Below are 24,259 nucleotides of genomic sequence, written 5' to 3' on the forward strand. Positions count from 1 at the left end.
TAACCAAGTCAATTAATACTGATAAATGGCCCCATTACATTTTTTATAGAATAATATCTGCAATTTAAGGCGTATCATTCCATTAGGAATCATATGTATAACGTTTTACTTCTAAATCATCCGCGGTCGATAAATAAGTAAACCATCATAAAATAGGTCCTAACAAATTAAGCGATAAGTATGTTTTTTACAAATTTTAGTTTTTGTTCAGCAGTCCGTTTCCTTTTCGGGAAATGCAATTCACCCCCAGTACCGTACACTTTCGGCACTGGGGGTGAATCAATTAGTATTTATGGCTTCGGAAAGCTTAACTTTGGGTAGTCCTTTAGTTCCGGAGCATTTGTTGTGTACTCATCAAACGTACTCTGGTTGTCGTTTTCTGCCTTAACACTTGTCTTTTTCTTCTTCTGGGCATTCTTCAGGTTCTGGAGGCCCTTCTTCAGGTTGTAAGTGTAGTCCTTCTTATTAACCTTCTTGAAGTCAGGGAGCTTGTAGAACCGCAGGAGGTCGCCATTCATGACCCGGTCAGATAGGCCAAGATCCGTCGTGACGTACTTTTGAATCTTACTAAAGGCCTTCTTTTGCTTTGGCGTTGCCTTAGTAATCTGCTTACCGTTCTTTGTGTAGTAGTAATCACCATTGTACTTAGTGTACTTTGGCGTTACCCAATCACCGTTTCTAAACGGTACAATCTGGTTCCGCTGTGGTGACAAAAGGTCCTGACCAAACTGGATGTAATTCTTGGAGCTAATTCCTAACAGGTCTTCCAGGGTTGGCAGCACGTCAATTTCACCACCATAGGTATGATCAATGCCACCCTTCAGCCCTTGCATGTTAATCATAAATGGGACCTTTTGGAACATTGCCAAGTCGTAGTTAGTGATCTTCTTCTTGTGCAGGACCTGGGCAATCGCGTTCTGGTGGTTATTGGAGATTCCGTAGTGGTCTCCGTACAGAATCAGAACACTGTTTTGCCGTAAGCCGGACTTATCAAGGTAGTCTAGGAATTCACCCAGTGATTCATCCAGGTAACGGGCTGTCTGAACATACGGGTCAACGGTGTCGTCACCAGTATGCCAGCCCTCAATATCCTTATTCTGCTTATCAAGAATGTAAGGATAGTGGTTAGTAACCGTAATCAACTTAGCGTAGAACGGTTGCGGCAGTTGTTCGACGTAGTGGGCACTTTCCTTTAAGAAGATCTTATCCTTCATCCCGTAGCCAACGTCGTAATCCTTAGTCTTTGGGAAGTACTCCTTACTAAAGAAGTACTGATAGCCAAAGGACTTATAAGCATTATCCCGGTTCCAGAAACTTGGGACGTCCCCGTGGAAGGATGCCGTCGTGTAACCCAGCTTTTGATGCAGGAGGGCCGGAGCAGATTGGAAGGTGTTCGTCGTTCCGTCTGTTACCATTGCCGATCCTTCTGGTAACCCGAAGAGTGAGTTTTCCAGCATCATTTCCGCATCGGCCGTCTTACCTTGACCAACCTGGTGGAAGAAGTTATCAAAGGCCAAGGTGTCATCAGCATGGTAAAGCTTATCCAGGTTGGGCATTACTTCTTGACCATCCTGCTTGTAATCAATCATGAACTGTTGGAGACTTTCCAAGTGGATCACGAAGATGTTCTTGCCACGGGCAACTCCCTTATACTGGATGTTTGGTCCCGCATAATTATGGTGAATAAAGTTAAGAACCGGTTTCAACTGATCCTGGTCAGCCCGGGCTTTGATGACACTGTTATGGGTCGTCTTCACCCCATCATAAATGGTGTACGCCTGCAAGCCGAGGTATTTGACAATGTAGTTATTATCAAATGTCCGGGTTAAAAGCTGTGAACGGTTGGATTCGGCCATCCCCAGGTTGGCACCAAAAAGGATAAAGCCGAGAGCCGTTACGGTAATGGCATAGCGGGTCTTAAAACGCCGCATGTCAACCCGGATGATGTGAAACAGCAAGACTAGAGCCAAGATAATTACGTCAGCGTAGACCAGAAAATCTCCCGGACGCATGATTCCCATTAAACTCTTACCGAGGTTGTTAGAAGTCGCTCCAGAACCCTTGATAACGTTAAAAGTAATGAAATCAGAGAATTCACGATAGTACAGGATGTTGGAGAATAGCCACGTCGACAAAAGGGCGTTAATAATCAACATTAACCAGTATGACAACCGTCCCCGGAAGTACAGCGCAATCCCTAGGAAGACCAGGGCTCCCGGTATTGTATTAAAGGCGAGCAGGAAGTGTTGCATGCTTCCCTTAACACCAAGGTTAAATTCATTCTGGTATGCCCAATAACTCTTAAGGCAGAATAAGAGTACGGCGAGCAGAAAGAACCCTAACTTGGTATTCAAGCCACGTCGCAACTTTTGCAACGCTGTTTTCATAATTTGTTCCTCCATAAAAAAATATCAACTTAAACAATAATACATTCTGCTAACGAATAGCAATCACCAAAGCGGCTTTTTTTCAAAAAGTTTAAATTTACCAGCCACAAATTTAGTGGGTACCGCTTTCAATATCTTACTTTCTTATATTAAACATGTTATCATTTATCGGCATTATTTAATCAAGGGGGAGTTGATTCACCATGTCACTCAGTAAAAAGCAAGCCGACCTGATGTTATTTGTTGTTGCCATTCTCTGGGGAAGCAGCTACGTCTTCGCCAAATTGACGGTCGATGCTGGCATGCACTCCGGGCTGATTAATGCCTGTCGAGGGACGATGTGTGTTGCTGCTGGCAGCCTAATCTTTTTCAAGAAGCTTCGACACATGACCTGGGTTGACGTCCGCTTGGGTCTTACCATCGGGACAATCAACTTTCTCGGCTACTACCTGCAGACGGATGCCCTACGTTACACGACCCCTGCCAAAAACGCCTTTTTGACGACCTTGTACATTGTGGTGGCCCCACTCCTGCTGTGGCTATTCTGGCATGAGCGTCCCCAGCGAAAGGCATATTTTTCAATTGACCTTTCAATCATCGGCATGGCAATTATTACCAACATCTTAAAAAGTAACCTTCACCTGCAGTTTGGTGATGTTTTAACGCTAATCTCCACTATCTTCTGGGCCGCTCAAATCATCTTCTTTGCTAAGTACGCACCCCACGCCTCCAGCCCCTGGGTCCTGATCTTCATGATTGGAATCTGCCAGGGTACTTATGGTTGGATTACAACCTTTCTCTTTGAGCGCCCTACCCTGGTGCATGTTCACTGGATCCAGGCGTTGATTCCATTGGCAATCCTAGCCATTGGGGTAACCTTTCTCGCCCAGGGGATGCAAATCACTGGACAAGCATATACGGATCCGACCAGGGGATGCAAATCACTGGACAAGCATATACGGATCCGACCACGGCCGGCTTAATCCTGATGCTAGAATCATTTTTTGCCAGTGTTATGTCCGTCATTATGGGCTATGACCCCCTGACCCCACAATTAGTTATCGGTGGTTTTATTCTTCTGGTCGCCAATGCCATCATGCAGGTGAATATCCATATTCCTTTCTTAAAACGGAAGGCGCTATAAAAAATAAACGAAGCTGAGAAAAATGTGATTTCCCAGCTTCGTTTTTTACTATTTCTTGATTAACTCATACTCGTCTGTAGGCACCTTGGCAATCAACCTGGTTGGCTGCCCGACGGTAACCAACGTCAGTGCGTGCATTGCCCGGGAGCAAATCGTGTAGAGGAGTTGACGCTCATCATCCCCATGGTACTGGTGGTCATTTGCGTTCCACACGATCACAGCATCGAACTCAAGGCCCTTAGCCAAAAAGGACGGCACAATGATGGCTCCTTTTACGAGCCGTTGATTTTCCGTCCGAATCAGGGTTGTCTTGACGTTGCGACGTTCCAAAGCCCGGTGTAGCTGTTCGCTATCCTCAAGGGTCTTACCAATGATGGCCACTGCATCGTGTTCTCCCTGATACTTCTTAAGGGCCGCAACCAGGGCATCGACGCCCCCGTCAAAGTCGGCGGCGGTGATCACTTGCGGCAGTTCACCATTCCGGTTAAAGGCCTCGATTGCCTCACCATTTTCCAGGATATGCTTGGTAAAGTTAGTAATCTGCTTGGTCGACCGGTAGGACTTGGTTAGTTTCACTACCCGCGTTTTTTCGGGATCAAACATCGTACTCAGTTGACGAAGTAGCGACCGGCTATTCTCGTGGGTAAAGATTGCCTGGTTGAGGTCCCCCAACAAGGTGAACTTTGCCCGAGGAAAGCGGTACTTCAGGTAGGCTAACTGGTAGGCGTCGTAGTCCTGAACCTCATCGACAAAGACGTAGCGGATATCGCGCTGGCCGTGCTTACCCGTGATCAAGTCATACAGGTAAAGGTAGATTGTAATCCCGTCAGCGCTGATGTTGTGCTTCTTCAGCTCCGCCTTAGTTCCGTCCACAAAGGTGGTCCACTGGTCGGCAGTCAGGTTAAAATCCGATAGGTCAACCAGCTTTGGGGTTACTCGTAACAGGTGCAGGTACTGGGCATTAATATTTAGCCACAGGTTGTGGTTGATGGCCTGCTTGATTGGTTCAAAAGCCTTCATAACAATCTTCCGGGCCAGGAACTTGAATTCCTTATCGTCACTTTCAAACTCGCGCGGCTGGTTGGCAAACAAGGTGTCAAGTTCTTCCTTACTCAGGTCCTGGATTCGCTGTTCCACCCACTTACTGCGCATTTCGCTGCTGACCCGGCGGTTAAGGTACTTAATCAGTTCTTCCTTAGTCCCGTCCAGCCGGTTACCAAGGTTATAATTATTGTTAAAGGAGTAGTAAATTTCGCGAATCTTCTCCTTGCTGATGAAAACCTTCTTGTTAAACATGATGTTACGGAAACGCATGTTAGCGTGGCCGAGGTGCTTGGCGTACCGTGCCGTGGCCTTGAAGTATTGAAGGCTCGTGCACAGGCGTTGGGCGTTTTGGCTAACTTCATCCTGACGGGCTTCAAAGCGTTGAGCCAGCGTCTGGACATGTAGCCGGGGAACACGGCGGTTAGCGAACTGGAAGTAGGTCATCTGGACCATGTTGTGTTCGCCCAGTTCCGGCAACACCTGGTCAATGTAGTCGTTGAAGAGCTGATTTGGTGAAAAGAGGATGACCTGTGAGGATGACAGGTTCCCCCGGTACCGATACAAAAGCCAGGCGACCCGTTGGAGGACAGCGGCCGTCTTTCCGGAACCCGCGGCCCCCTGGACAAAGAGGAGGTTATCTTTCGTATCCCGGATAATCTCGTTCTGGGTCCGCTGAATGGTGGTGACGATGCTCTTCATCTTAGTGCTGGAGTGGTTGCCCAGCGCTTCTAAAAGCATCTGGTCCCCGACCTGTTCGTCTGTATCGAAGATCGTTACAATAGTGCCATTCTTAATTTGGAACTGCCGTTTGAGGGTCATATTGACCTCCTGGGGGCCCACCGGGGTGTCATACTTCACCTTACCGAGTTTTCCCTCATAATAAACGGAAGAAATCGGTGCCCGCCAGTCGTAGATCAAGAAGTGGTCGGGCTTGTCACTAAACGATGCCAGGCCAATATAGATTGACTCTGGCTGGTCTGTCCCCTTTTCCTGGAAGTCAATCCGGGCAAAGTACGGTTTCTTCTCCAAGCGCTCCAAAGTTGCCAGGTGGTCCGCCGCGTGCTGCCAGCTGTTATTCCGTTCATCCAGCATCTGTTGCTGGGCCCGAAAGGACATCGCCGTGTCCATCATCCCGGAATACGTCGTGGTGTTTAAGTGAATGTCATTCGTCTGCTTGTTGATATCTTCAATATCGTTTTTGGCCGTGCTAATTCGCTGCGCGGCCTTTCCCTTGGCCTTCTTGATCTCAGCTAAAACGTGGTCAAGGTGCTTCTGCTCATATTCTATTACCGAATTTTCAGTCACGAGGATTCCCTACCTTTCAGGATTTCAAAATCGTTTTTCCATTATAGCATTCCCAACTTATATCTGTTAGTGTTTGGCCCCGTCGCCACAAAAAGGCCATTGTTTAAGGCTGGCTTAATTTTAAAGCGGATTGCTAGTCAACGACGGTGTAAACATTCTAAAATAGAATTAATAAATTCGTTGGAAGGGGGCGCTTATATGGCCCACATTTTTTATATTCTGACTCACATTGCGGAAATCCTTATCCCAATGTTTGAGTGGCTTGGTCCGTGGAGCTACCTAATCTTGTTCGTGATTGTCTTCATGGAAACCGGCCTGGTGGTCTTCCCCTGGTTGCCGGGGGGCTCACTCGTCTTTTTGACTAGCTCCTTTATCGCCGTCCACCCAATTCTCAAGATGCAAATTGTCATCCCCGTCTTCTTCTTTGCGGCCTTCATTGGTGACTCAGTCAACTACTTCATTGGCCACAGCCTGTCACGCTGGCACTGGCTGCAAAAGCACCTTAACGGCCCCCGGATGCTGCGGGCAAAGGAATATCTCGACAAGTATGGCTTCTGGGCCGTCGCTTTCGGGCGCTTTATTCCTTTCATCCGTTCCTTTATCCCGACCATTTCTGGAATGATGCACTACCGTTTCCGCCACTTTACGGTCGGTAACTTCGTCGGGGTAGCTCTCTGGGTGGTCCTCGGCTGTGGTGCAGGTTACTTCTTCGGTAGTATTCCGCTCGTCCACGACCACTTCTCCCTCGTGATTCTGGCAATGACCTCCTGTACCGCCTTGACCGGATTGGGGATGTGGGGCATTAAGTTGATCCGCCAGCGAATCATCCGAAAGAATCGGATGCTCTAAGGGTTCTCTGGTTATTTTTGTACGCTATTCATGGTAAAATATGAATAGCTTTTTTCATTATTAGGAGACAAAGGAGTTTTTACGTATGGCAATTACCGCTTATTTTGTTCGTCATGGTCAAACCTACCTCAACCGTTACAATCGCGTTCAAGGATGGTCCGATGCGCCGCTTACTGCAAAGGGTAAAGCAGACGCGCAACGAACGGGTAAGGTGCTGGCCAACGTTAACTTTGACTACGTCTTCAGCAGTGACCTCGCCCGGACGATGGCAACTTCGCGCCTCCTGCTTGCGGCGGACCCAAATACAGATATCAAGGAGCCCACGCCAGAGCCGGCCTTTCGTGAAGAGTTCTTCGGTAGCTTCGAGGGATTAAACGGTTCGGCCGTCACCGACTTTCTTTCCGGGGAAGAAGACTTTCACTCCTTCTCTGACATGCTTGCCGGCTGGGGCCCTGACAAGTTAAAGGATAAGCTGGCCGCTGCGGACCCTTATGGCGACGCCGAAGATCACGTCCAATTTTGGAACCGGGTTAACAAGGGGATGGACCGACTCCGGGCCCTCCCAGATGGGTCAACCGTCATCGTGATTTCCCACGGTATGACCATTCGTTCAATTGCCGAACACTTCGGCTACCAGACCCCGTCCTCAGTCCGAAACGGGAGCCTGACCCGCTTGACGTTAACGGCGGACAAGACACACGTTGACTTTTACGACCAACTAGAACTTCCAGAATAATCATTGATCCTAAGGGGGAACACTATTCTTCAATGGATAACAATATACAAAAAGATGAACAAGTAATCATTGCCGGCCTCGACACGGGGCAGGAAGACTACGACTATTCGATGACCGAACTGGCCGAATTGGCCCAGGCCAACCACATGGATGTCGTCCAACGGGTTGACCAAGTAATTGACCGCCCTAACCCGGCCACCTACTTTGGGACGGGGAAAGTAGCGGAAATTGCGGAGGTGGCGGCCACTAACGACGCCACCACCATCATTACCAACGATGAACTCTCGCCAAGTCAGCTGCGGAACCTTGAGGAAGAGGTTGGCTGCCGGATTCTTGACCGGACAGCCCTCATCCTCGAAATCTTTGCTAACCGGGCCCAGACCAAGGAGGCCAAACTGCAGGTCCAGATTGCGGAGCTCCAGTACCGCCTGCCCCGGCTGCAAACCAGTGCCAGTCAGCGCCTTGACCAGCAGACTGGTGGCGGGAGCGGCTTTACTAACCGGGGGGCCGGTGAAACGAAGCTGGAAATGGACCGGCGGACGATCCAACACCAGATTTCCCACCTCCGTCACGAGCTAGCTGACATTGATAAGTCCGAAGCCACTAAGCGGAAGCAGCGGGCCAAGAGTAATATTCCAACCGCCGCCCTGGTCGGCTACACCAACGCCGGTAAGTCTACCATCATGAACGGATTAGTCCGTCGTTACGGGGCAGTTGAAGACAAGACGGTGTTTGAAAAGAACATGCTCTTCGCCACCCTGGACACCAGTGTCCGCCGCCTGACTTTACCAAGCAAGAAGGACTTTCTTCTTAGTGATACCGTCGGGTTCGTCAGCAAGCTGCCGACTAACCTGGTCAAGTCCTTCCGTTCGACCTTGGCGGAAGCTGCCAACGCTGACCTATTGATCCAGGTAATCGACTACTCGGACCCCCACTACGAAGAAATGATGCACACCACTGAGCAGGCCCTGAAGCAGATTGGCATTGAAAACATCCCGATGATTAACGTCTTCAACAAGGCTGATAAAACCGAGATTGAGTTCCCGGTTCTTGAAGGGGATGACCAGGTGGTAATCTCGGCTAAGCAGCCGGAATCACTGGACCTCCTGGTGAACGTTATTCGTAAGCACCTCTTCAAGGATTACGTTCAGGTCAAGCTCCTTCTTCCCTTCGCAGAGGGACAGCTGGTTTCCTATCTCAACGAACACACTAACATCTTGAATACCGAGTACCGGACGGATGGCACCCTCCTGACGGTGGAAATGTCACCCCAAGAGGCCCAGCGCTTTACGAAGTACGAGGTATAAAAAAAGCTCCTGAAGGTCGTAGTAATTACGAGTTTCGGGAGCTTTCGCGTTATTACTTGATATGGGTAAAGTATTTTTCCGGAAGCGACTGCAAAATCGTTGCCAGGACAATTAGTATTCCCCCAATCCAGTCGGGCAAACTGAACGGTGTGGCCAGGAAGAAAACCGCTAGCAGAGTGGCAACCAAGGGCTCAAATGCCCCGAGCATTCCGGTTGTACTGGAATCAATGTAGTTGATACTAGCAAGGTAAAGGGTGTAGGCAAAAAGCGTTCCGAAAATAATGATGAACAGGATTGTCGTAATATCAACTGCGTTCAATGACGGAACGGGCATTATCCAATACAGTGGCAGAAAGGCCAGGCCAGCAATCAGCATTGACCAGCCAACGATGGTAATTGTTCCGAACTCTTTGAAAAGTTTGCGCGGCATAATCGTGTTAATTGCTTCCGAGACTGCCGCCAGCAGTCCCCAAATACATGCCAATGGGGACAGGGCGAGATGGCTTGGGTGACCATTCGTGGCCAACAGGAAGGTCCCAATAAGGGCCACAATGATTGAAATCACGTCCAGTCGCCGAGGCAGCATTTTGGTATGCACGGCCATATAGAAGATAATGAAGACGGGGGCTAAGTATTGGATCACCGTTGCCGTTGGAGCATTACTATACTTAACGGCAACATAATACGACATCTGGGACGCCCCCATCCCAATAAAGGAGAACAGAATCAGATAAAGGACCCGCGACCAGCTACTAAACAGCCTTTTGACCGCAGCTGGTTGCTTAAAAGTCGAATATAGGACCAGCAGAAACCCGGCGCCCAGTAAGCGAAGCCCAACAAGCCAATATTCGTTAATGGTTGGGTTTTGGAATAGAAACTGCACGGCAGCCCCAGACATTCCCCAAAATGATGCCCCAACGATGGCCAAGGTGATTCCCTTTCTCTTATCTGTCGTCATCTTATCGTCTCCCTCATATGCTAATTTTAAACATGCAAACAGTATATCATTTAGCAAGAACTAGCGTAAAGAAATTAAGATTTTGCAATCGAGTAGGAGGTAATTGATTAGTTCAATTACCGACCTCTCACACCACCGTACGTACGGTTCCGTATACGGCGGTTCGACAATTTAATCACTTTTGAATTAACTGGAGCGTCTTGGACATATTTATTAGTCCAAGGTGCTCCAGTTTTCTATTTGTTAGAGAATAATTTAGTGTCTTACTGTGTGCAGTTCGCCAGTAACCCTTTCGGGTACTAGCGAAGACGAACGCATCATGATAAGACAAACCTAACTTCTGTAGGTGTACAACTTTAGTTTTGAATTTCTTCCATTGCTTCCAGATATATTGTCTTATTCGTGCTCTTAACCATTGATCAAGGCGGTGAATAAAATTGGCTAACTTCCCAATTGAGTAATACTGAAGCCAGCCACGCATCTTTTGGTGGATTTCTTCAAACATCTTGGTAAGAGAAACACCCCGATTACGCTTAGTTAGAAGCCTCAATGCTTGTTTTACTCGTTGTTGTGATTGTTTGGCTGGTCGGGCATAGGCACCATTACGGTCTACACCGAGTGAGAAGCCAAGAAACTTCAACCTCAAGGGACTACCAATTTTGGTTTTATCTGGATTAACTTTAACTTTCAATCGCTTTTCAAGAAACTGAGTAATACTACGCATTACTCGTTCTCCGGCCCGCTGACTTTTAACATAGATGTTACAATCGTCCGCGTAGCGCACAAAGTGGTGACCACGTCTGGTCAGCTCTTTATCCAACTCATTTAAATAGATATTCGCTAGCAGTGGCGATAGTGGTCCTCCTTGCGGAGTTCCTTTGTCGCTCCTAACGAACAGCCCGTGGTCCAAGATTCCGCTAGTCAAAAACTTACGGATAAGTCTTAGTGTCCATGGGTCATCAATATATTGTTGGAGGTATTTAATCATCAAATCATGGTTGACATTATCAAAATAGGCCTTAAGGTCTAAATCAACTACCCGTCGATAACCTTGATTATATAGCTTAACTACCTTTGCGATTGCGTCTTGGGCTCCACGATGAGGGCGGAAACCAAAACTATTGTCAGAGAAAACTCGCTCAAAGATGGGCGTGAGTACCTGGGCAACTGCTTGTTGGACCAGGCGGTCCACTACCGTTGGTATCCCTAGTTTTCTCACTCCACCGTTGGGCTTGGGAATTTCCACTCGTTTAACCGGTGCTGGCTTATAATTGCCCTCACGTAGGTTGGTGATTAATTCCGTTTTATTTTCCCTGAGGTAGGGCAGAAGGTCATTGACAGTCATATCGTCAATACCCGCCGCTCCTTTATTTCTCTTAACTCGCAAATAAGCCTGATTAAGGTTATTGCGATCCAAGACTAAGTCTTGGATAGTGACACTCATACCTTTACCTTCACCATAATCGGTACTACGCGCCCTTGTGTACTTTCGGTTTTCCAAACCTATCCTCGACAAGCGGTCAGCTTGTGTTTCTGTTTTCTGCGATTGTCGCACCTGATTACACCTCCGATATAATTTATGAGTTATTGTCGTTCAGTCCTTCGTCTGACTAATCAGACTACTATGACCTCGGCTGACTTCTGACTTACTCAACACCACATCACTGTCGTGCTTGTTTCTGTGGAATTTCATTTATTCCTCTTGTCGGAAACGTGTAAGCCAGACCTCCCCGGGTAAGAATATTAACTTTCGTACCATGTCACCGTTAGCTTTACTGAAAGCAACTTCGAGTAGTATTGGACTTTAGTTTGTATGGCAACCTTATCCAGTTACTCTCAGCCTTATAGCTACTTCTTGTTCATCGGTGCAGTACTTTGCCTTAGACTTCCTTCAGATTCCACCTCACAGTGGACACCCTTGTCGTCAGCTCATGGTTCCGACTACTACGGCCCATAGTGGACTTTCACCGCCTAGTTAATACCCATGCCGGGCGCACCACAAAAAGCCCTGTTCAGTCGCTGACCGAACAGGGCTTTTTTGCAAATCATTACTTAGATTGGATTCCGCCATCGTCTTCCATTTCGTCAAGGAACTTCTGGTTCTTGTCCAACTTTGGGTTGATGTTAAAGAGGTGGTGGTGAATACCGAGCATCCCCGCTAACAGGAGCAAGTTGAAGAGAACCGCAATTCCTAGCAAGACAAGGTTGCAGAACATTGCGTAGTGGGCACCAATCCCGCTACTGATTGACTGCCGCAGTCCCATGATGGAGTAGGTCATCGGTAGAAACCAGTGAATGACGTTGTAGAACTTCATCGTAACTTCCATTGGGAAGGTCCCACCGGAACCACCAAGTTGCAGCATCAGCAGAACCATGGCAACGAACCGGCCGGGGTTATCGAAGGTCATTGACAGGAACATTACGATCGCCATCGACGCTAGCCCGAAGCAGATGCTAGTGGCAAACATCGATGCAACGTGGTCCGTCGTCAAACCAACGGCCAGCATAACGGCATCTTCGATAATGGCCATCAGGGTAACCGCTACGGCCCCAACAACGACCTTACTGATCCACCAGGAAACAGCCGACTTGCCGTCGACAGCCACCCGCCGAATTGGGTAAATAAAGTTAAATACCAGGATACCAACGTAGAGGGCAACAGATAGAACATAAGGAGCCAAAGCGTGACCGTAGTTTGGCACGTAGCTGTAGTTCTTGTGCTTAACCGTCGTTGGTTCAGCGAACATCTTCGCTGTCTTGTTAGTTGGCTTAACGTTGTTAATTGCCTTAGCACCCGCCGCTAATGACGAAGCCAGACGACCAGCACCGTTATTCAGCTGGGTAATTCCACTAATCAGGGCTGGTGAGTTATCAGCCAACTGTTGAGTTCCGGAAGCCAGCAGGTTAACCCCACTGATCAAAGCCGGTACCTGGGCATTCAATTGTCCCAGGGCGCTCGCCAATTGACCGGCCCCGGCGTTCAGGGCACCACTGTTGGCAACTAGCTGGTTAGCACCGGCCCCGGCCTGGGCAACCCCAGCCGTGTATTGACCGATACCACCGCTCAGGGTGTTGGCACCAGCCGCCGCAGTTGCTACACCGTTCGTATATTGACCAATACCGCTGTTCAATGTGTTGGCACCGTTAGCCAGCTGTTGGGTAGCAGAGGTCAACTGACCGGAAGCGGTTGTCAGGGCCGCACTGGTCCCGTTTTGCATGTTCAAAAGGCTGTTTTGAAGGTCCGCAGCCGCCTTTTGCACGTTGGCCGTGTTCTGACCAGCACTATTTGCTGACTGGTCAACCGCCGCCTTAAGTCGGTTGACCCCGGCCTGCAGTTGACTAATCTGCCCCACTAATTTAGCGGACTGACCGTTATCGGTGCTCTTTTGGGTGGTTGTACTGTTGTTGCTAGAACTAGCAGCCGCACTAATTGCCGCCTTGGCCGCTTCAATCTTTGCCTGGCCGGCCGGGTCCTTAGCCTCGACACCGTTCAGGTCTGCAGCAGCGGCCTGCAATTGGGAACTATTGTTGCTGCCACTGTTAGTCGTCGTGGTGGTTGAACTTGCTCCGGCCGAAGCTGCCTGCTTCAACTGTTCAAGTCCGGCACTAATCGTTCCCAGTTGACCAGAGAGTTCCTTCAACTGGTTACTGCTCTGGGCGATTGGCTGTAGGGCAGCGTTCAAAGCCTGGCCCTTAGCACTGATGTCACCGGACATTGCCCCCATCTGACTCTGCAGTTGGGGAAGGAGACTATTAACTTGGTTGTTTAATTCCGTGTTACCGGCGGCAAGCTGGTTGGCACCGCTCTGCAATGCAGCAGAGTTACCGCTCAGCGTATTCAAGCCACCCGCTAACTGATTGGCCCCGGAGCTAAGTTGCCCAGAGTTTGCCTGAAGGAGCCCCAAGCCGCTGGCGAGTTGACCAACCCCACCAGTGTATTGCTGGATACCGGCGGCCAGAGTCTGGCTACCGCTCGCTAACTGCTGAGCACCGCTGGCCAGGGGTGCAACGGACATCCGTAACTGCTGCACACCGTTGTTGACCTGGTAGACACCGGCAACGTAACGGTTAACCCCGTCATTTAAGGTGACCAGGCCGGTACTCAGTTGCTGGGCACCATCGGCAGCTTTGGTCATCCCCTTACCGACAACGTGGAGTTCCTTAAACATCGCGGTGGCGTAGGCCTTGGTGACCTGGGAGCGGATCTTGCTATTCAGCCTGGTCGTCCCAATCTGGGTCATAACCTGCCCGATGTAGTTCAAGGAACCGTTCGTTTCGTAATGGAGCTTCATCGTCTTTGGATGCTTTTCCATTACGGTTGTGGCATCTTCAGAAAAGTTCTTCGGGATGGTGATTACCGCGTAGTATTGGCGGTGACTAATCCCGTATTGTGCCTTCTTTTGGGAAACAATTTCCCACTTCATTTGATGGTTATGACGCAGTTGTTTGATCGTTTGCTGACCAACATTCATCTTCCGGCCCTGGTATTCGACCGGAACATCCTTGTTGACCACCGCAATCGGCAAGTCTTGCGTACTACCATACGGGTCCCACACTGACTTTAAGAAGAAGATACTGTACAGGAACGGTAACAGGCAAATTACCGAAACCGAGAGCAGTAAGATATGGTTCTTAAAGAGGTTGCGGAATTCCGCTTTGATCATTTCACCCATTTTGAAATGTTCACCTCATTATTATTGATTTACAAAGTGCTGTTAGACATCGAAAGGACTGACTGCTTTGCGAATTTGATAAATTCATCAATTGGCACGTCGTAGTTGTTCTTTTGCCACCAATAAAACGCCCCGATGATGGAACCACTAAATACGTACGCCATCATCTCCGGGTTATCGGACTTCTGAACGGCTTCGATTACGACATCGTTAGTGCGGCCGCGTTTGCAACGATCTAAGATAACCTGACTAAAGATACGTAGCATTTCCGTATACAGTGAGCTGTGTGAGTTGCTCGATGCCAGGTGGCGAATGAGGTTCTTGTGATCATTAATGTATAAAACGAATTGCTTAATAATATCTTCTTCTGATTCGCCTGAATCCACAATCTGACTAATCTGGGCATCCAGCGTCTGCTCAAGGAGATCATACTTATCACTGAAGTAACGGTAAAAACTACTCCGGTGCAGTAGTGCTTCGTTACAGATTTGGTCAACTGTTAAGTGCTCAAACGAGTTTTTCTCCAAAAGTGTCAACAATGCGTTCTGAAAATCCCGTACTGTTCGTGTGACCCGCAATTTACTCGCCTCCTTGTACCATTATGACAAATTATAGTGTATACCGTATTTTTACAGGACAACAGAGTTAAATGCAAATCATAGTTCTATGATAAGACAATAATATGTTTTTGCTTCAAACAGTTTCGCAAAATGAGACATTAATTCTGCCTGATAATTTGGGAAAACTTCGCTTCATTTTCAATTATAATTTCACGATTGGCCCAGTTCTCTAACCTTTCTATGCTACAATCAAGGTAACAAACAGAATTGATTCTAGGAGGCGGCCACTATGAAAATTGAAAATGATAAATTTGGCACTTACCAAGGACAAGATGTTATCAAATATACCCTGACGAATGATAATAACGTCAGCATTAGCGTCCTTAACTTTGCCGGTATCTGGCAGGCATACATGGTTCCCAACACCCGTGGCGGCCGGGTTAACCTGTTGCTCAGCGCTGACAACATCGACGCTTACGTAAATCCTAACAATGCACCATTATACGTTGGCCGGATTATCGGTCGTTTTGGTGGACGGATTGCGAAGGGCCAGTTTGATATTGACGGGGTTGAATACAAGATTCCCGCTAACGAGGGGAATAACTCCCTGCACGGTGGGGCAAACGGCCTCAGCCAGCAGTTTTACGATGTTGCCACCAAGCAGGACCAGGATAAGCTCCAGGTCATCCTTACAACAACGATTGGTCCAGACACTGATAAACTACCGGGCAACGAGACCGTGACGGTCACCTACACCCTACAAAACGACAACAGCGTCACTATTGACTTTGACGGGAAGACGGATGCCAAGACTCTTTTCAACCCAACCACCCATGCCTATTGGAACCTCTCTGGTGAAGCTAAGACCATCCAGGGGCACGTCTTAACACTGAACTCCACCTACCACCTCGAGCTTGATGACGAAAAACTACCAACGGGGCGGAAGCTGATTAATAAGAATACCCCGTTTGACTTCAGTCACCCAACGGTAATGGGGACCGCTCTCCAAGAATTGCAGGAGCAAGGTGTTCCTGAGGGCGGCTTTGATGACGTCTTCGTTGTCTTGCCAAGTAACCGGCTTGCCCATGAGCCAGTGGCAACCCTTATGGATGCCGCTACTGGGCGGAAAATTAAGATGTTCTCTGACCGGAACGGCCTGGTGGTTTACACCGCCAACGGCACGAATGCGGACGGCTTCAACCGCCCGGCAGGATCGTGGTTTGCAATGGCTATGGAAGGACAAACCCTTCCTGACACTCCTCACCACCTGCAGTTCGGTGACATTTCACTTCGTCCTGGTTACCCCCAGCACTACCAAATTCGTTATGAATACTTTGCCTAGAGGAGGAAAACAACATGCATAAGAAGTTAACGAAATCCAAGAACAAGGTCTTTCTTGGTGTCTGCGGTGGAATTGCCGATTACCTAGGCATGGACGCCACGGTCATTCGCTTAATCGCCATCGTCCTGATTGCCTGCACCGGCTTTTTCCCGTTGACGATTATCTACCTCGTTGCGGCCGCCATTATGCCTGATTATCATGGCCCTGCCCACCGAGACGACACTGTCGAAGGTGAATTTAAGGAAAAGTAATTAGTGAACTAAAAAACAACCTAAGATTAGGGGCTGTGACATAAGTCCCAAATAATTAATGGAGTTAGATGAAATTTTCGGATTTCATTTAACTCCATTTTCCTTTAAAATATTAGTAAAAGAAAAGACATCGACTTGACCGTCGATGCCTCCAAAATACCCTCGAAAGGATACAAAAACATTGGAACCTGATTATAACATGAATCAACTTAGTTTGAACATACCTACTGCTTATGAACCTGAGTTAAATCATCCAGCACGTTATATTAATCGGCTGGTTGAAAGCTTAGCGCTGCGGCGACCCAATATTATGGGTCGACCAAGAGAGTATGATCCACGAATGCTGTTAAAGTTAGTTTTACTGGCTTACAGCTATGGTATCATTTCCTCTAGGAAAATTGAACGCTTTGCTCGTGAAAACATTGTTGCGATGTGGTTGACTCAAGAACAGCGCCCAACCTACCGCACCATTGCTCGCTTCATTGTCTCCCAAGAATTGGAAGATATGATTCAGAGTAGTTTCAAGGAATTTCATGACTATTTAAAGGCTCAGGGAATGATCGATGAGGCTTCATTCATTGATGGCACTAAGATTTTAGCTAACGCAAATAAGTATTCCTTTGTTTGGAAGAAACACACCATTAAGTATCGCAAATTAAACGTTGAAAAGGCTCAAAAACTAATTCGTGAAATTAAGCAAGCAGAAGTTAAGATTGATGTTGATGAAGATAGCTTTGACATTGATCAACTTGATACGATTATTGCCTTACTTGAACAACGGATTGAAGAGTTAAACCAACGGGTGGCCGAAACCGCAAAGGTTTCGCCCAATCCGGCCAAGCAGGAACGACGTCATGCCAAAAAGTATCTCCATGCTTTAGACCATTGTCGTCAAAAGCATCTTGAATACCAAGCCCAATCGCAGATTGCTGGCCAACGTAATAGCTATTCCAAAACCGATCATGACGCTACTTTTATGCGTTTAAAGGAAGATCCGATGCGTAATGGTCAAACAAAGCCAGCGTATAATCTTCAAATTATGACTAGCTCACAGTACGTGCTGGGTTATGAACTCATGCAGAACCCAACCGATACTAGAACATTAATCCCATTCTTATCTCATCTCGCCCAGAACGAAGTTTTGGGGCGAGAAATTGTTGCCGATGCTGGTTACGGATCAGAACGCAATTATAAGTATATCGAAGATGAGCTATCTGATTGTACAGCTTTAATTCCTTACAGCACCATGATTAAAGAGAATAGCCGTAAGTGGCGTTCTGATGATCGAAAAGTAATGAACTGGGAATATCATGAGGCTGATGACTTTTATGTAAACCCACAGGGCGTCCGATTCAACTTTAAACGATACGCATACCGAAATGATAAATACAAATTCCGTCGTGATTTCAAAGTATATCAAGCAGAGAAGTATGATGAGAATCATCAAATTATTTCTCAGGCATTAACACCACATGGGAACACTAAGTACCTTATGGTGAACCCACAGTGGGAATATTTTAAGTCGAAAGCTCGCGAGTCGCTTTCAAATTCCAACACTTACTCCCGTCGTAAGTACGATGTAGAGACTGTTTTTGGTAACTTGAAGGCTTATTTGGGTTTTAAAAGATTCACAGTACGTGGTCTTAAGAAAGCCAAAAGACAAATTGGGATTGCTTTAATGGCATTAAACATGAAGAAAATGGCCGGAAGGCCGCTCATTTTCTCAAAATATTCAGATAATCAAAAAGCTCCATTCAGAATTTTTGTTAAATTCCGAATGGAGCTTCTGATTCAGAGGCTTTTTGTCACAACCCCTTTTTTTAGTTCATTCTTATTTTATTTATCGTTCATCCCGCTCACGGTAGGCAACCTGGGCCTGAAGGTGGTAGTCGGCGGTCGTCAAAATCGTGGACCCCCGCCGGCCCGGAATCTTGTTGGGGCCATCAGTTACCAGTAAACCGGCAAGGTAAATGCGGTACTTTTGGTGGGCATCCCGGACATCAGTTAGGCCAATCCGGATGATGTGACCAACCGCCCGCCGTTCCATCTGGTTAATTCCAATGTAAATTTCCAACCGGTGACGAATCTTGTCGTGGACCAGTTCGAAGTATGGCGGCACGGCGTTGGTATTTAAAGCCTGAACCGGCTTACCCGTTTCACTATACTTATCAATTACCTGGTTATCATCGAGGCCATTAAAGTCGTTGGCAAAGATGCCATTGTCGACCAACTGGTTTACCACTTCTTGGAGGTTATGCTGTTCATAACTATCAATCTTCACAACCGCGGGAATAGTATTGTCACCCGTAAATAAGCCGTTAGACTGGTTAGCCATTACCTGGGCCAGTTGCTGTTGCCCGTTGTCCTTTGGTTCGGTATTGCCAAACTTCTGTCCCGTAATTTTAGCAAAACGGGGAGAAAAGTAGTCGAGCTTCGAGGTCCTCCCCAGAAAATAGTAAACAAAGTTCAGGTATAAGAAATAAGTAATCGCAACCATCGCTAAGCAGTACAGAAAGGCCCGCATCCAAACGTGGTTTATGAACAGGCGGAAGGTAACGTAAACCAAGTAGATGTCACCAAGGGTCGCGATCCCAATGTAGATCCGACTCTTTAGCTTCACATCGAGGTTAAAGTAGCTCAGAGATGAATTTATCATATCAAGGAAACTAAACATGGTAATTCAACACCTCCTTATTGGTTACTTTGGGTTGCAGTACCGGTATTACCACCGGTCGAGCCACCGCTATTACCGCTGCCAGTTCCACCACCGTTATTGGTGCTGTTGGTCTGATTATTTGAGGTCGTCCCGCCAGTATTATTATTCGTCGACCGGGTGGTGTTGTTATCATTATCGCCGGTATTCCGGGTCGTCGTTTGGTCATCACCGTCCGTCTGGTTGTCGCTATCCGACCGTTTCGTTACCGAATTATCGTCCGCAGAATCAGAGTTAGCGTCCTTTTCACTGCTGTTATCCCGGTCGTTATCCGGGTCAATATCACTACTTTGGCGGACACGGGAAGTTGAGACAATCTTGGCCCCTTCTGTTGTGTGGGTTGCCTTGTTAACAACAACGTTGGTTGCGCCCAAGGCTAGTACTAGTGATACCAACGCAAATGGTGTCACCAGTGGTGGTATTTTTGCTGCCATTTTTGATTCTCCTTTTCTCAAATTATATCTTAACCGATTTTACCCAAAATAAATGTTAAGGAAAGGTGAAATTTTTTATTTCAAATGTCGGGCCCGGCAATCCGCACAAATCCCCCGTAACTCGAAGGTATGTCCGGTAATCTTGGCGCCGGGAAGCTGCTGCTCATAAAATTGCATGTCTAACGGCGGCATTTTAATTTCTTGCACCCGACCACACACTTCACAAATGAAGTGGTGGTGGTGAGCCACATCGCACCGGTACTTGACCTGCATTTGATCATTATGCTGGCGGAGTTCGACCAGCTCTAGTCGTTCAAAGGCCTTGAGGTTCCGGTAAATGGTGTCATGACTAAGGCCGGGATAGGCTTTCCGGAGGGCCTGGTCAACTGTCGTAATGTCTTGGTAGTGTTCTGGATCCTTGCTGACTAGGGCCAGCATCATCTCCCGCTGCTTAGTCCAGCGCATGTGGTTGGCCTTGAGCTTAGCCCGTGCATCACTAATTAACTTTTCCAAATCCCCCACACCTCTTTTACTGGAAACTTCATTTTACCACCGAAGAACCTATACTGACACAATTTTGCCCACCAAATCATCCAGCTGCTCGGCGGTCTGGGTCCAGCCATCGTTGACAATCACGTGGGCGATATGTTCCAAGTAGTGTGGCAGGTGGAGGTCTCGCTGGTATTCACGACTTTTGAGCCGGGACTGAATTGCCTCTTTTTGGTCACCCCGGCCGGTCATCCGGCGTACCAGAACGTCCAGCTTGCTGACGGTCAAAAAGATAATCGTCACCCGGTCACCAAGGGCCTGGTGGTAGGTCAGCGCCCCCTTCGTATCAAGGACGATCACGTCAGCACGTCCCTGCTGCCAGCCCTCTTCAAGGCTCTCCATTGAGGAACCATATTGGGCTTGGTCGTAAGTGACTGACTCCAGCAAGTGGAGCTGGCCCATCGATGTATCATCTTCGAAGTGGTAGTCAACCCCGTCGCGTTCACCAGGACGGGGTGCCCGGGTGGTATGAGTAATCACCCGGTGCATACCAAAATGCTTCTGCAGGTAGCTGGCAACCGTCGTTTTTCCCGAACCGGCCGCACCACAAACGACAAATACCTGGTCCTGATTAGTCATCTTGCTTCGTCAGGTGGTCGTTGACCTGGTCAAGGAGTTGCTTAAGGTTGTCATAAGTCAGTTGCTTACGGGCATCCTGGTAGTTAAACCAACCGCAGTTCCGGATTTCTTCCGCCTGTAAGTGAATATCTTCATTGGCAGTCAGGTCAGCCGTGTAGAGGGTCATCTGCTTATGGTTACCATTTGGCAGGTCGTATTCCGTGTAGACGTAAAAACTCGTGTCAATTGGCAGGGTTAGTTGGGTCTCTTCCTTTATTTCCCGTTCAGCAGTCTGCTTCAAACTCTCGTTGCCTTCAACGTGGCCCTTGGGGAATCCCCAGAAGTGACCCTTGTTTTGGCTTTCTAAGAGCAGGTATTCAAGCTGCCCATCCTTTTTACGGTATACTACTGCACCACTCGTTACTTCGATTGCCATATCAGGTTCTCCTTTAATAAAAAATTAATTTTTCTCATTGACTTTTAATGTTAGTAGTATGTATCATTATCAGTAATGATAATTCACATTACATTATAGCAAAGGTGGTTTAAAGATGCGCTTAAACATTATGCGGAAAGAAAGTCTTGATCGTTACCTCGGGGTCGACAAGCACTTTGTTAAGTCAATGACGGCCATTGACTTAATGGCCCTAGGGATTGGGGCGGTAATTGGTACCGGGATTTTCATCCTTCCCGGGACCGTTGCCGCTAACTCTGCCGGCCCTGGTGTCACCCTGTCGTTCTTCTTCTCAGCAATTGTCTGTGCGCTCGCGGCCATGTGTTATGCTGAATTCTCCTCAGCACTACCGGTCGCCGGAAGTGCATACTCATACGGGAACGTGGTCTTCGGTGAATTCTTTGGCTGGATTCTCGGCTGGGCCCTTGTCCTGGAATACATGCTGGCGGTGGCCTCCGTGTCAACCGGTTGGGCCGCTTACTTCAACTCGTTTATCGCCAGTTTCGGTCTGAAATTGCCCAAAGCCGTCTCCGGTCCCTTTGACCCGGCCCACGGCACTTACGTCAACATTGTTGCCATTATCATTGTCCTACTGATTAGCTGGATGCTCTCTAAGGGGATGCAATCCTCAATGCGGATCAACAACGCTGCCGTGGCAATCAAACTGGCCATCATCATTATCTTTGTCCTCGTGGGACTCTTCTTCATCAAGCCATCCAACTACCACCCATTTCTTCCCTACCACATGAAGGGTGTCTTCCACGGGGCCACGGTCGTCTTCTTCGCCTTCCTAGGCTTTGACGCCGTCTCCTCCTCTGCCGCAGAAGTCAAGAACCCCAAGCGAAACATGCCAATGGGAATCATCGGAACTTTAGTAGTTGCGACCGTCCTCTACATGGCCGTTTCAGTTGTTTTGACCGGGATGGTTAAGTACACGAAACTTGACGTGGCTAACCCGGTAGCCTTTGCCCTTGAAGCCGTTCACCAGGGATGGATTGCCGAGCTGCTTTCCATCGGGGCCTTAATTGGGATGTTCACGATGATGGTTACCATGATTTACTCCAGCTCACGGCTGGTTTATTCCATTGGTCGGGATGGACTCCTCCCTTCCTCCCTGGCTAAAATCGACAATCACCATCACGTTCCCCAAGAAGCACTCTGGATCGTAACCCTGATCATTGCTATCATGGGCGGGTTCGTCTCCTTAGACCAGCTGACCAGCCTGGTTAACATCGGGACACTGCTGGCCTTCCTCTTCGTTTCCTTCGGGATCATCCCCCTGCGGAAGCGGAAGGACATCGGTAACAAGGGGGGCTTCCAAGTTCCCCTCTACCCGGTTTTGCCAATCATCTCCGGCCTGGCTTGCCTGGCAATGATGACCATGCTTTCCAAGGAAACCTGGATCGGTGCCGGCATTTGGTTTGGAATTGGCCTGATTATCTACTTCAGTTACGGTTACCGGCACAGTAAGCTAAATCAGGACCGTTAATTTCACAATCTTTCATCAGGAATGATCCGTCTAATTTGCGTCATTCCTGATTTTGTGTTAGGGTAGTAATAATTCACTTCACAAGGAGGGACAATTTATTTGGCCTAAATTACCGGCCAAGTAAGCTATGAATAATACGAAAAAAGACTACAAGAAAGCACCAGTATTACCCACCCACCGCGGAAACTATCTCGCCTTAATTCTTGGACAAATATCATGCGGGTACGCCCTCGGCATCAGTGGAACGGCCCTTGCCCAAGCCCAAACAGTGACCAACCTGAATAACTTCTGGGTTGGCCTCATTGGTGCCGGCAGCCTAATTGGCCTGGCTGGAAGCGCCCTGATGGGAAAAATCGCCGACCGCTCCGGCCGGAAGGGAATGCTGATGATCAACATGTACCTTTTCTCTATTCTCTCACTGCTCCAACTATTTACCGCTAATCCCTGGGGACTCCTAATCCTCCGGGTGCTGATTGGGCTAATGATTGCCATCGACTACACCGTCGGTAACGCCTGGCTAGTCGAATGGATGCCGGAAAAGGTGGCCGGCCGGGCTCAGAGTAACCTCACCATCTACTGGACAATTGGCTTCATCGCTTCCTACATCGCCGGGATCATGATTACCGGCTTTGGCAGTCACAACTGGCAGGTTATCCTCGCTTCTTCGGTGGTCCCCGGCCTGATTACGGCCATTTACCGGTCCGTTTACAGCTTGCCAGCATCCCCGAGCTGGTTGGCCACCCACGTTAACAACCACCAGGCCCAAAAGGTAATCCAAGAAAACCTGGGTCAGAAGTGGGGTCTTTCAAAGAAGCTAATTAAGAGTACCGCCCCCGACAACATTTCCTGGAAGGTGCTATTTACTAAGGAGTACCGCCGGCGGACCCTTGTTGGTGGCCTCTTTTACGCCTGCCAGGCTTTCTCCTTCTTCGGCATTAGTATCTTTTTACCCATCCTCTTAACCAGCATGCAGATGGGTAACAGCAACCTTTCCGGGGTCATCTACAACGTTTGTGTCCTCATCGGGGTCTTAATTGGGACCGCATTGTTCAAACACATCAGTCGGCGGGCTTTCCTGATTGGGACATTCTTCCTGTCCGCGCTCGCCCTGGTTTTAATGGTTGTTGGGAACCACTTCCCTAATGTCGTGATGATCACCCTCTTCGCCTTCTTTGCCGTCATTTTGTCAGCGGGGTTGGTCCTCGACTACCCCTACCCGACAGAATTATTTGATATCAAGGTCCGGGCCACGGGTGTCGGGATCTGCATTACAATTAGCCGGATTGGGGCGGCCAGCGGCACCTTCCTCCTCCCCATCCTGACCAATATCGGTGGGGCCAGCCTGGCAATGATCGTCTGCACCGCCGTCCTCATCGTTGGGGGTCTGATCTGCCTCTTCTGGGCACCAGAAACGTCACCTCGTTTTCGTAAATAATAAAAAAATAGCCCTTTGTTTTCTCACCGGCCTCTTTTAGTTTTCCGAATATTACACAGTAATCGCGGAAA

19 protein-coding genes and 1 pseudogene are annotated in these 24,259 nt (G+C 48.2%); 9 read left to right on the forward strand and 11 right to left on the reverse strand.

Annotated features, from left to right (window positions below; translation table 11 throughout):
• Nucleotides 1-290: 290 nt before the first annotated feature.
• On the reverse strand, nt 291-2,387 hold the full coding sequence (locus KZE55_RS08580) for an LTA synthase family protein (protein WP_222258138.1): 2,097 nt from the start codon (nt 2,385-2,387) through the stop codon (nt 291-293).
• 233 nt (nt 2,388-2,620) lie between these two features.
• Between KZE55_RS08580 and KZE55_RS08585 the strand changes: the two are divergent.
• Nucleotides 2,621-3,531, forward strand: a pseudogene (locus KZE55_RS08585) (DMT family transporter).
• A 48-nt stretch (nt 3,532-3,579) separates the two neighbouring features.
• On the opposite strand, the gene helD reads toward KZE55_RS08585, so the two are convergent.
• Nucleotides 3,580-5,880: an RNA polymerase recycling motor HelD gene (gene helD / locus KZE55_RS08590; protein ID WP_222258139.1), complete on the reverse strand. Its 2,301-nt coding sequence runs from the start codon at nt 5,878-5,880 to the stop codon at nt 3,580-3,582.
• 198 nt (nt 5,881-6,078) lie between these two features.
• On the opposite strand from helD, the gene KZE55_RS08595 reads away from it, so the two are divergent.
• The 3 genes from KZE55_RS08595 to hflX all read left to right on the forward strand — a co-directional run bounded on the left by KZE55_RS08595 (nt 6,079) and on the right by hflX (nt 8,772).
• Entirely contained in the window at nt 6,079-6,729 is a 651-nt protein-coding gene (locus tag KZE55_RS08595) for a DedA family protein (RefSeq protein WP_222258140.1), read from the forward strand.
• Between the two features lie 85 nt (nt 6,730-6,814).
• Nucleotides 6,815-7,465: a histidine phosphatase family protein gene (locus KZE55_RS08600; protein ID WP_222258141.1), complete on the forward strand. Its 651-nt coding sequence runs from the start codon at nt 6,815-6,817 to the stop codon at nt 7,463-7,465.
• A 32-nt stretch (nt 7,466-7,497) separates the two neighbouring features.
• Entirely contained in the window at nt 7,498-8,772 is a 1,275-nt protein-coding gene (gene hflX, locus KZE55_RS08605; protein ID WP_222258142.1) for a GTPase HflX, read from the forward strand.
• A gap of 52 nt (nt 8,773-8,824) precedes the next feature.
• Here hflX and KZE55_RS08610 read toward each other — a convergent pair whose 3' ends face one another.
• The 4 genes from KZE55_RS08610 to KZE55_RS08625 all read right to left on the reverse strand — a co-directional run bounded on the left by KZE55_RS08610 (nt 8,825) and on the right by KZE55_RS08625 (nt 14,981).
• The gene (locus KZE55_RS08610; protein WP_222258143.1) at nt 8,825-9,730 is read right to left on the reverse strand and encodes a DMT family transporter; all 906 of its coding nucleotides are present in this window, start codon (nt 9,728-9,730) and stop codon (nt 8,825-8,827) included.
• Between the two features lie 175 nt (nt 9,731-9,905).
• Complete coding sequence (gene ltrA / locus KZE55_RS08615; RefSeq protein ID WP_181578162.1) at nt 9,906-11,285, reverse strand: group II intron reverse transcriptase/maturase; 1,380 nt, start codon at nt 11,283-11,285, stop codon at nt 9,906-9,908.
• 493 nt (nt 11,286-11,778) lie between these two features.
• A complete protein-coding gene (locus KZE55_RS08620; RefSeq protein WP_222258144.1) occupies nt 11,779-14,403 on the reverse strand; it encodes a YhgE/Pip domain-containing protein in 2,625 nt (874 codons plus the stop codon).
• 29 nt (nt 14,404-14,432) lie between these two features.
• Nucleotides 14,433-14,981 carry a TetR/AcrR family transcriptional regulator gene (locus KZE55_RS08625; RefSeq protein WP_047769026.1) on the reverse strand — a complete coding sequence of 183 codons (549 nt, stop codon included), beginning with the start codon at nt 14,979-14,981 and terminating at the stop codon, nt 14,433-14,435.
• 271 nt (nt 14,982-15,252) lie between these two features.
• Here KZE55_RS08625 and KZE55_RS08630 point away from each other — a divergent pair, with 271 nt between their 5' ends.
• The 3 genes from KZE55_RS08630 to KZE55_RS08640 all read left to right on the forward strand — a co-directional run bounded on the left by KZE55_RS08630 (nt 15,253) and on the right by KZE55_RS08640 (nt 18,513).
• Nucleotides 15,253-16,305: an aldose epimerase family protein gene (locus tag KZE55_RS08630; protein ID WP_047769024.1), complete on the forward strand. Its 1,053-nt coding sequence runs from the start codon at nt 15,253-15,255 to the stop codon at nt 16,303-16,305.
• 14 nt (nt 16,306-16,319) lie between these two features.
• The gene (locus KZE55_RS08635) at nt 16,320-16,556 is read left to right on the forward strand and encodes a PspC domain-containing protein (protein WP_222258145.1); all 237 of its coding nucleotides are present in this window, start codon (nt 16,320-16,322) and stop codon (nt 16,554-16,556) included.
• Between the two features lie 181 nt (nt 16,557-16,737).
• Entirely contained in the window at nt 16,738-18,513 is a 1,776-nt protein-coding gene (locus tag KZE55_RS08640) for an IS1182 family transposase (protein WP_261313240.1), read from the forward strand.
• Here the strand turns inward: KZE55_RS08640 and KZE55_RS08645 are convergent.
• From KZE55_RS08645 to KZE55_RS08665, 5 genes are all read right to left on the reverse strand, one after another.
• A complete protein-coding gene (locus KZE55_RS08645) occupies nt 18,397-19,230 on the reverse strand; it encodes a DUF6681 family protein (RefSeq protein ID WP_222258146.1) in 834 nt (277 codons plus the stop codon). The genes KZE55_RS08640 and KZE55_RS08645 overlap by 117 nt on opposite strands.
• A 17-nt stretch (nt 19,231-19,247) precedes the next feature.
• Nucleotides 19,248-19,703 carry a hypothetical protein gene (locus KZE55_RS08650; RefSeq protein WP_222258147.1) on the reverse strand — a complete coding sequence of 152 codons (456 nt, stop codon included), beginning with the start codon at nt 19,701-19,703 and terminating at the stop codon, nt 19,248-19,250.
• Nucleotides 19,704-19,778: 75 nt separating this feature from the next.
• On the reverse strand, nt 19,779-20,216 hold the full coding sequence (locus KZE55_RS08655; protein ID WP_222258148.1) for a Fur family transcriptional regulator: 438 nt from the start codon (nt 20,214-20,216) through the stop codon (nt 19,779-19,781).
• Between the two features lie 48 nt (nt 20,217-20,264).
• Nucleotides 20,265-20,831, reverse strand: a complete 567-nt coding sequence (locus KZE55_RS08660; RefSeq protein WP_222258149.1) for a guanylate kinase — start codon at nt 20,829-20,831, stop codon at nt 20,265-20,267.
• Nucleotides 20,824-21,246, reverse strand: a complete 423-nt coding sequence (locus tag KZE55_RS08665) for a bis(5'-nucleosyl)-tetraphosphatase (RefSeq protein WP_047770280.1) — start codon at nt 21,244-21,246, stop codon at nt 20,824-20,826. Before KZE55_RS08665 ends, KZE55_RS08660 begins: the two co-directional genes overlap by 8 nt.
• A gap of 115 nt (nt 21,247-21,361) precedes the next feature.
• On the opposite strand from KZE55_RS08665, the gene KZE55_RS08670 reads away from it, so the two are divergent.
• Nucleotides 21,362-22,753, forward strand: a complete 1,392-nt coding sequence (locus KZE55_RS08670; RefSeq protein ID WP_222258150.1) for an APC family permease — start codon at nt 21,362-21,364, stop codon at nt 22,751-22,753.
• A gap of 127 nt (nt 22,754-22,880) precedes the next feature.
• Nucleotides 22,881-24,188 (forward strand): MFS transporter, encoded by a 1,308-nt coding sequence (locus KZE55_RS08675; protein ID WP_222258151.1) that lies wholly within the window; start codon nt 22,881-22,883, stop codon nt 24,186-24,188.
• Nucleotides 24,189-24,259: the final 71 nt, after the last annotated feature.

The organism is Limosilactobacillus panis (genome assembly GCF_019797825.1).
GTDB classification, from domain to species: domain Bacteria; phylum Bacillota; class Bacilli; order Lactobacillales; family Lactobacillaceae; genus Limosilactobacillus; species Limosilactobacillus panis_A.

Excerpts from the sequence above, each read along its gene's own strand:
- KZE55_RS08670 (WP_222258150.1), top strand. The coding sequence starts at position 21,362 with ATGCGCTTAAACATTATGCGGAAAGAAAGTCTTGATCGTTACCTCGGG.
- KZE55_RS08645 (WP_222258146.1), bottom strand. The coding sequence starts at position 19,230 with ATGTTTAGTTTCCTTGATATGATAAATTCATCTCTGAGCTACTTTAAC.
- KZE55_RS08600 (WP_222258141.1), top strand. The coding sequence starts at position 6,815 with ATGGCAATTACCGCTTATTTTGTTCGTCATGGTCAAACCTACCTCAAC.
- KZE55_RS08635 (WP_222258145.1), top strand. The coding sequence starts at position 16,320 with ATGCATAAGAAGTTAACGAAATCCAAGAACAAGGTCTTTCTTGGTGTC.
- KZE55_RS08580 (WP_222258138.1), bottom strand. The coding sequence starts at position 2,387 with ATGAAAACAGCGTTGCAAAAGTTGCGACGTGGCTTGAATACCAAGTTA.
- KZE55_RS08665 (WP_047770280.1), bottom strand. The coding sequence starts at position 21,246 with ATGGCAATCGAAGTAACGAGTGGTGCAGTAGTATACCGTAAAAAGGAT.
- KZE55_RS08675 (WP_222258151.1), top strand. The coding sequence starts at position 22,881 with ATGAATAATACGAAAAAAGACTACAAGAAAGCACCAGTATTACCCACC.
- KZE55_RS08650 (WP_222258147.1), bottom strand. The coding sequence starts at position 19,703 with ATGGCAGCAAAAATACCACCACTGGTGACACCATTTGCGTTGGTATCA.
- hflX (WP_222258142.1), top strand. The coding sequence starts at position 7,498 with ATGGATAACAATATACAAAAAGATGAACAAGTAATCATTGCCGGCCTC.
- KZE55_RS08660 (WP_222258149.1), bottom strand. The coding sequence starts at position 20,831 with ATGACTAATCAGGACCAGGTATTTGTCGTTTGTGGTGCGGCCGGTTCG.
- KZE55_RS08595 (WP_222258140.1), top strand. The coding sequence starts at position 6,079 with ATGGCCCACATTTTTTATATTCTGACTCACATTGCGGAAATCCTTATC.
- KZE55_RS08620 (WP_222258144.1), bottom strand. The coding sequence starts at position 14,403 with ATGGGTGAAATGATCAAAGCGGAATTCCGCAACCTCTTTAAGAACCAT.
- KZE55_RS08630 (WP_047769024.1), top strand. The coding sequence starts at position 15,253 with ATGAAAATTGAAAATGATAAATTTGGCACTTACCAAGGACAAGATGTT.
- KZE55_RS08610 (WP_222258143.1), bottom strand. The coding sequence starts at position 9,730 with ATGACGACAGATAAGAGAAAGGGAATCACCTTGGCCATCGTTGGGGCA.